This is a genomic window from Desulfobulbus rhabdoformis (assembly GCF_016919065.1).
Classification (GTDB): Bacteria; Desulfobacterota; Desulfobulbia; order Desulfobulbales; family Desulfobulbaceae; genus Desulfobulbus; species Desulfobulbus rhabdoformis.
The window spans coordinates 1-7,877 of the sequence record NZ_JAFFQA010000086.1; the positions used below are offsets into that span (position 1 = coordinate 1).

The 7,877-nt window shown below is 45.2% G+C and carries 8 protein-coding genes; 6 read left to right on the plus strand and 2 right to left on the minus strand.

Annotated features, from left to right (window positions below):
- The first annotated feature begins 450 nt into the window (after positions 1 to 450).
- Both JWJ90_RS22160 and JWJ90_RS22165 read left to right on the plus strand, forming a co-directional pair.
- The gene (locus tag JWJ90_RS22160; protein WP_205229402.1) at positions 451 to 1,086 is read left to right on the plus strand and encodes an alpha/beta hydrolase; all 636 of its coding nucleotides are present in this window, start codon (positions 451 to 453) and stop codon (positions 1,084 to 1,086) included.
- A 168-nt stretch (positions 1,087 to 1,254) separates the two neighbouring features.
- Entirely contained in the window at positions 1,255 to 2,142 is an 888-nt protein-coding gene (locus tag JWJ90_RS22165) for a class I SAM-dependent methyltransferase (protein WP_205229403.1), read from the plus strand.
- A gap of 246 nt (positions 2,143 to 2,388) precedes the next feature.
- Here the strand turns inward: JWJ90_RS22165 and JWJ90_RS22170 are convergent, their stop codons facing one another.
- Together JWJ90_RS22170 and JWJ90_RS22175 are read right to left on the minus strand one after the other, a co-directional pair.
- Complete coding sequence (locus JWJ90_RS22170; protein WP_205229404.1) at positions 2,389 to 3,774, minus strand: MFS transporter; 1,386 nt, start codon at positions 3,772 to 3,774, stop codon at positions 2,389 to 2,391.
- A 20-nt stretch (positions 3,775 to 3,794) separates the two neighbouring features.
- A complete protein-coding gene (locus tag JWJ90_RS22175) occupies positions 3,795 to 4,238 on the minus strand; it encodes a MarR family winged helix-turn-helix transcriptional regulator (RefSeq protein WP_205229405.1) in 444 nt (147 codons plus the stop codon).
- Between the two features lie 576 nt (positions 4,239 to 4,814).
- Here JWJ90_RS22175 and JWJ90_RS22180 point away from each other — a divergent pair.
- The 4 genes from JWJ90_RS22180 to JWJ90_RS24055 all read left to right on the plus strand — a co-directional run bounded on the left by JWJ90_RS22180 (position 4,815) and on the right by JWJ90_RS24055 (position 7,803).
- The gene (locus JWJ90_RS22180) at positions 4,815 to 5,663 is read left to right on the plus strand and encodes a class I SAM-dependent methyltransferase (protein WP_205229406.1); all 849 of its coding nucleotides are present in this window, start codon (positions 4,815 to 4,817) and stop codon (positions 5,661 to 5,663) included.
- 236 nt (positions 5,664 to 5,899) lie between these two features.
- On the plus strand, positions 5,900 to 6,730 hold the full coding sequence (locus tag JWJ90_RS22185) for an endonuclease/exonuclease/phosphatase family protein (RefSeq protein WP_205229407.1): 831 nt from the start codon (positions 5,900 to 5,902) through the stop codon (positions 6,728 to 6,730).
- 137 nt (positions 6,731 to 6,867) lie between these two features.
- Entirely contained in the window at positions 6,868 to 7,392 is a 525-nt protein-coding gene (locus tag JWJ90_RS22190; RefSeq protein ID WP_205229408.1) for a class I SAM-dependent methyltransferase, read from the plus strand.
- Positions 7,393 to 7,470: 78 nt separating this feature from the next.
- Entirely contained in the window at positions 7,471 to 7,803 is a 333-nt protein-coding gene (locus tag JWJ90_RS24055; RefSeq protein ID WP_420828935.1) for an isochorismatase family protein, read from the plus strand.
- The last annotated feature ends 74 nt before the right edge of the window (positions 7,804 to 7,877 follow it).

Genomic DNA, 7,877 nt, shown 5'->3' on the forward strand with positions numbered 1-7,877 from the left:
GGAAAACCGCACGTCCGGTTCGACGAGGGGGCGCTGATGTCACCAGGAGATCTTCTGATATGGAGTAGCCGCGTGCGGCGAAACATAATCGTTGGTTCTTGGTAATAATCAGCGCTCTACTCTACACCTATTACGTTGTGACCGGAAAAGTAGAATTCACACTCGACGGAGAGCAACATGTACTCTCCGCAGGGGATTTCTGCGTTGTGCTGTAGGGACAGCACTTTTCTTACCGGAATCCGGAATTAAAAGAAGCGCAGGTTTGCCTCGTGCATACACCATCTTTCGATCTCAATTTTTTGCCTAATGACTATAGGGTATTTTGTAGCTGTTCCAGAAAACTGAATATTACATCCAAATAATTCATTATATTTAATTTTTACTCCACTGCGATTCGTGAGAACCAGTTAGCCCAAACGATCGGCAGCAGAGAGTAATAGGACTCGGTAAGTGAAATCAATCAACACGCAATCAATCAGTATTCCAATTACACAATCATCTTCAAATAGCAGGTATACCATTGGCAAGCTTTATGGTTCAGGCCATATGGCGGTAATCCTTTCGAACATGGATACCAATGATCAACATGAATGGGATGTCATTATTGATGATATTCTTTCAGAAGGATATATGATCCTGACATATGACTATTTTCAACATGCTGATGACCAATCAAAGACTCTTGAAGATGCAATTTCGTTTGTTTGTGATTCAGGTGTGAAGAAAGTTATCCTTATTGGAGCAAGCCGAGGTGGAGTCGCATCCATAAAAGTCGCAGCTCGACATGTGAATAACGATTGTATTGTTGGCGTCGTGGCTCTTTCAGCTCCTATCGAATATGAAGGAACTGTTTTTTACAGCAAGAACGAATTGAGCAGAATTAAAATACCTAAGCTTTTGATAAATTCAGAAAATGATGATGGTGCAAACGATACTCGTAAAATGTTCGAACTGTTTGACAATCCAAAAGAAATACTATTTTACCCAGGGCATGCCCATGGAACAGAACTGTTTGGTAAAGAACGAGAATCGATAATCAAAAAGCTACAGGAGTTTACTGCTGCTGCGTTTGAGGCATTCGATTAAATCGATGGCTGCCGATTAATCGTGCTCAGGGACGGTGAGGGGCATATCGTCCTGACACAACAATTTTTAAATTGATTCATTTGTTGTTCACCTTTCGCTGTCATGGATTCAGGGTATCTTCGTCACTCTCATGGGAAGCAATGTTTTTTGGAAATGGACGTAGAGGAAATGAAAAACCAGATCAATCAAGTGTCCGACACTGCATTCATGGCAGCCGCTTATCGTGCCATGGAGACGAATAAACCAAACGCGATATTTCATGACCCATTCTCAGCGAAACTCGCTGGAGACCGAGGGATGCAAATCATCGACAGCCTACCGAAACAGGCCTTTATCGGCGGCTGGTCGGTTGTGATTCGCACTCGGATTATCGACGATTTTATCCTAGATGCAATTGTCGAAGGGGTGGATACCATACTGAATCTAGGCGCAGGGCTGGACACCAGACCCTATCGCATGGAGTTGCCAGAATCGCTCCGATGGATAGAAGTCGATTACCCTCACGTCATCGAGCTGAAGGAAACCAGTCTTTCTGAGGAATCGCCACAATGTCGACTGGAGCGGGTGAGACTGGACCTTGCCGATGTTGATGCCAGGCGGGCATTGCTCAATGAAGTGACAGGCCAATCGAAAAAAATTCTCGTATTGACAGAAGCGGTAACGCCCTATCTTCCTGAAGATGCGGTCGCTTCCCTCGGAGCGGACTTGGGGGCACAGAAGTCAATAGAATATTGGGCGGTGGATTATTTCTCCCCAGCGTCGTATGAATACCGACGACGAAGCGGTATGAGTAAGTCGATGGAGAGTGCGCCGTTTCTTTTCGAACCGGAGGACTATTTTGGTTTCTTTTCACGGATCGGCTGGATGCCGAAAGAGATCAGGTATTTTGCAATCGAAGCGGAGCGACTGCATCGTCCCGCGCCGTTTCCTCTCCTCTCAAGGATTCTGATGCGGATTTTGGGGTTTTTCGCTTCGCCGAAGCGTCGCCGAGAGATGAAACAGTATGCGGGCTTTGTTCTGTTCGAACCGACAAATACCGAAAAACGGGAAGATTAGGGTGTCTTGAATAATTAGATTTTTCAATCAAGGTCAAGGCATGCAAAAAATTTTACCGCAGGCATATACTTGATATCGGAGTCTTCGCTTACCTCCGAGGATAAAATTTTTTGCATAACGAGGTGAGCGCCAGACTCCGGGAGATTGGCAGAAAAAGCAATTATTCAAGATTCCCATTAGATAAGCCGCGGCACCCAACAAGAGCATGCAGCCGACACCAAAGAGCGGCGAGGCGGATTTCTGATCTTATACTTTTTTAAGTTTGCCTCTGGTAAGCGAAAAGTAAATGCCAATTAGGCAACTTAGAGTAAAAATAATAAAAAGGATATTTATCGAGCTAAGGAAAGCATCATAATTCGAGGGAGATATTTCTTCATCTCCTATTATAAGTGAGAATAAAAATGTCACTGCAGCCATGCTGAACATTTGCCCAATGAGCCTCATTGTCGCAACTGTTCCCGAGGCAATTCCATAATAGCTCTTTTCAACACTGCTCATAATTGCATTCATATTTGGAGATGAAAATAGCGCAAATCCCAGCCCAAGGATTAATAAACTGATCACTATAAAAAATATTGATGTTTCACTATTTAAAAAGACCAATAGAAAAAGTCCAAATGCTGTGAGTCCCATTCCTGATGAAGCAATTACCGCAGGTTCTGTTTTGTCGGATAATCTTCCCGCCAAGGGTGAAAAAACAGCTTGTATCAATGGCTGCGAAACAAGCACAATTCCAGCTAGCTGCGGCGTCATTCCCTTTATAAACTGGAGATAAAGACTTAAAAGAAAAGCAACTGCAAAAGTTGCAGAATAGTTGATCAGGGCGGCAAGGCTTGAAAAAACAAATGTTCGGTTGCTGCGAAAAAGATAAACATCGATGACAGGAAACCGAGCTTTCGTAATATAACAGACAAAAATAATAAACCCTGTTATTCCAACCCCCAACAGCCCAATTCCTGATAAGTCGGGAAGAGACGTAAGACCAAACATAAGACAGATAATTGAAATTCCATACAATAGACTTCCAACAATATCAAAACGTTCCTTCTCCGCATTTGCCCAATCGTTTCTGATTTTTACAATGGCAAGATAAAGGGCTGCAATCCCGATAGGCACATTGACGAGAAAGATACTCTTCCATCCGAACAAGGCTGTCAGCCATCCACCGGCAAAAGGACCAAAAGAATACCCAATATACACACAGGCCACAACAATACCCATTGCTTTTCCTCTTTCCTTTACCGGAAAAACATCGGAAATGATCGCCATGCTTGTCGCCATTGACATTGCCGCCCCCACGCCCTGAAGTATACGAAAGGCGATTATCCAGCAAATAGAGGGTGCAAAAGCGGTGGCCACAGTAAAGACGGTAAATACAGCTATGCCGATGGTAAAAATCTTTTTGCGTCCGTAAATGTCTCCTAGTTTCCCGGCCGGAACCAGCACTACTCCTGAAGCCAGTAAATAAGCCGTGGCAATCCAGCTCAGTAAAACGGCGTTAACTGAAAATTCGGCCTGAATGTCTGGCAGGGCGATATTGACTGAGGAGATCATAAAAGGGACCATAAAGACGGAGAGGGATACTGCCCACAGCGTTGAGACCTTCAAGGTCTGAGTATCGTTTGATTGCATTGAGTCCTCTTAGAAATGTTTCAATATCTTTTCAAATAGGTAGAAGCGTTATCCGCCATCTTTTCAAGATCGGCCAATAAAAGCTCCTGTCGTTGCCTGGATAAATCCTGACTGAGAATCTCACTCCACTTTAAGATAATCTCCCAAAATTCTTCCTCGATCTCTCTTGCTGCCGGCTCCAGATATGTGTGCTTGATTCGCTGGTCATCGCCGTCGGAGACACGGCGGATGAACCCGAGTTCTTCCAGCTTTTTTAATGCCCTAGCTGTATTGGCCTTGTTCAGGAAGGTCGACCGGGTCAAGTCATCCTGGCTTCTGCCATCTTCATCAAAAAGTTCTGCCAGGAAAATATATTGCCCCGTGCCGATTCTGAACTTGGGCATTTCCTGGTTCAGGTAGACCGTGAACATTCGAAAAAGTAAGGTGATAAAGCGGGCCGGAGTCTTTCTTCCTTGTAATTGCATATATTCCCATTGGTTGTAAATCGGTTGACATCGCAACTAATATGTCGACAGTTGGTTGCGATGTCAACTAATTTGTGGGGATAAGATGGGATAACGAGAAAGAGGTCTGTACGTACCTCGTATCCAGTCGGCTATGTATTGTTGCAGGCAGTTATCGTCAGTCGTGTTTCCTGACCTAAGAAATTTTTTTCTACGATGACTACACGGCACAAATACCTTCTGGTGGAGGAAAGACAGGTTCCCCTTCGCTCACATGGTCGTTGAGCAACTCCCTCTCCTTGGATAAAAATATGGCGTTGTGGATGGAACTCCAATATTCTTGAATGGGTATGTCAGATCAAGACCATGCCGATCTCGGAGCCCAGGCTTTTTTATCGCTGGCGAATGAACACAGTACTTCTGCACACAACGAAATCGAAATCCTGGGGGGAGTAGATATCGTTCTGGTGATGATAGGCCATCGAAAGAACCTTTTAGGGCAAGGTGAAGGCCACTGTTGGCCAAAGTATTGTTGATTCGTTTCAATATTTTTTAGTGGATTGAGAGACCGAAAATAAAAAAGGATATTCAATTTACATGGACAATACATCAAGTTGGCCGTTGCATGGGACTGCCCCGGAAACATATGAACAATATATAGTTCCGGCTTGGATGGGAGCCTGGACGGATACACTAATCGAAAGAGCGGGTATCAGACCAGGAGATCGGATTCTCGATGTTGCATGCGGTACGGGTGTCGTTGCCAGAAGAGCGGCACAGTTGGTTGGAGCGAGCGGCAGTGTTATGGGATTCGATGCGGATCGAAACATGCTTGAGACTGCGAGAAAATTTGCTGACAAGGAAAGTCTAGCATCAATTGAATGGCATTTTGGGGATGTTGCGTTTATTCCTGTCGAGACAGAGCGATGTGATGTGGTGATATGTCAACAAGGTCTGCAATTTTTCCCGGAAAAACAAAAAGCCCTCGAGGAAATGTCCCGGGTGTTGGTCCCTGGTGGGCGCCTAGCACTCAGCGTCTGGAGGTCTATTGATCGCTGTCCATTTTTTGCGACACTTGCAGAAATAATAGGAAATTATATCGGGGCTGAATCAACGAGAGCATTTTATTCATCATGCTCTTTATCTGACAGAGAAGAACTGAGGAAACTTCTGAGCAATGCGGGGTTTAACAATATTGAAATTCGACTTGAGGTACAGATGGCTCGTTTTCCTTCCTTGGATGAATTTCTCCCCGGCTATATTTCGGTTTTTCCGTTTGCACATCAGATTGCCGAAATGGCAGGTGACAAGCGGGAGAAAATGCTTGCCGAAATCATGAATTCCTTACTGATTTTCTCAGATGATTGTGGTTTAGCAACACCTATGGAAAGTCATATCATCACAGCGTGGAAAAATGGCTCCGATGGCCAGGCCGCCCCATTGTAAATTGAATGCATTGTAGTTGGGAGCAAAAGTCAATTCCGGAAAGGTATCATGTTTAAGGTGAATTACTCACCCGGTCGGTGAAGCAAACATTTTCTGTAACTGCCACCGAGAATCGTGGGGGCAGACCAATAAAAACATTCACCAGGCGGTAAGAAGCACTGAGCATTTTCAAAAGTCGGTGGAAGTGCTTGCCACCCCTGGCCGCCGCAACGCGATTATGCATGTATGGAGGACATATGAGCGAATTTAAGCACAGTCTTGCCCGTATTGCCGTCTGGAACCTCGCAGGATTTAACCAACACAACCCCGCTGTAGGGATTGCCCCTGACAGTGATCGTGCAAAGAATCAGGCTGAGGGATTGGCTCTCTTGGATGCGGAGTTGGTGACACTTGTTGAGATCAGTCCGGTTACCCATATTGATCGGCTGGCCACCCTCTTAGCCGATGAATATGACGTTACGTATAATCGCACGATCCTGCAGCAGCCGAACGGCAATATCCACATCGGCTTTTTGCACAAAGAAGGGGTTGAGGTGAGTAACGTACAAATTATTCCTGGTACCGAAGGTGATTATAGGAAAGGGCGGCAGGCTGTACAGGCCGATATCAAAATCGGAAAACTCAGGGCTATCCTTATCGGTGTCCATCTTAAATCTGGTCGGGGCCATGCAGAGCAGCAATTACGCGATAGCCAGTGCGCTGTGATTGGTCGGCATATAGCTCAGTTGCGACAAACACCTGGGCTGACTCATCGCATGATTCTGCTCATGGGTGATTTTAACATGATTCCAGGGCAAGACGTAAGTAATTTCCATCATTTAGGCGGTGATGACCTGATGGATTTTGTCTCGTGCTGGGATTTACAGGACCGATATTCACATATTCTCGACAAGGGACGCGCAAACCTGCTGGACGGGTTTGCCGTTTCGCGCACCTACTCGACCGACTATGTACGCGGTAGTTTGCGACTTTTTCCGATGCATTGGACTTTGAATCTTGGGCGTGAGACATTTAAAGAAGAAGTCTCGGACCATTTGCCATTCGTCGCCAGTTTCCGGATATTCTAGAACCTTCTAAGCGGTTTGAGAGGGGCGCAGAGAACGTTGGTGACGTATACTGCAAGTGAATTAGCCATGCACTCCTCAACTGCGGCGTTGGGTGACATTGGAATAGAACGGGAGTGTAATGGGAACGGAGGGCGAATATGCCAATATCGATTACTGGCTTTAGAATAATGAAACTTATGTTCAAGGTTCGCGATCTCCTGCGACCGCGTTTGGATGTATTACAGGAAGCCAAAATACAACACGGATTCTCTGTGCTCGATTTTGGTTGCGGCCCCGGTGGCTACATCATGCCACTCGTCGAGTTGGTAGGCCCTTCCGGCCAAATTTATGCGCTGGATATACATCCTCTTGCCATTCGGGATATCAAGAAGATAACAGAACGCAATGGTATTCAGAACATCGTTACCATTGAGTCCGATTGCAACACAGGGCTCCCCGATAATTCCGTGGATACGGTCTTGTTCTATGATGTGTTTCACGATCTTGCTCGTCCCAATGACGTTCTTCGAGAGCTCCACAGGATACTAAAAGCTGAAGGGATATTGTCTTTTAGTGATCACCATATGAAAGAGGATGAAGTCCTGCAAAGGATAACGGGCACTGGTCTGTTTAGAGTTATCGGGAATGGTAAGAAAACGCACAGTTTCGCGAAAACAGACTGAAGTTCGAAGGTTGGAAAGGTCGCTGAAACTAGCCACTGAGCTTGCCGTTATGCTTTAAACTTATAACTGAGAGTTATGATGAACAACTGTTTACTCTTAATAGATATCCAAAACGATTATTTTCCTCACGGATCGATGGAACTTGTAGGGATAGAAACCGCAGCAAGTAACGCGAAGCTCCTATTGGAGAAATTTCGTGCTATGAGTGCACCAATAGTTCATATCCAGCATGTTTCAACTCGCCCTGGTTCAACGTTCTTTCTGCCCGAAAGCGCTGGAGTTGAGATTAGCCCTATTGTGGCTCCCCGTGCGGGTGAAACTATAATTCAAAAACATTTTCCAAACAGCTTTAGGGAAACCAGCAGTTCCCGCTTTATCCGGAAGCCCAGTAAATGCGTAGGCCCAAGATAAGCTTTTCGCAAATTTTTGGGGACATTCAAATAAATGGGTCGATGTAACTAACTAATTTTACATCATAAAAAAAA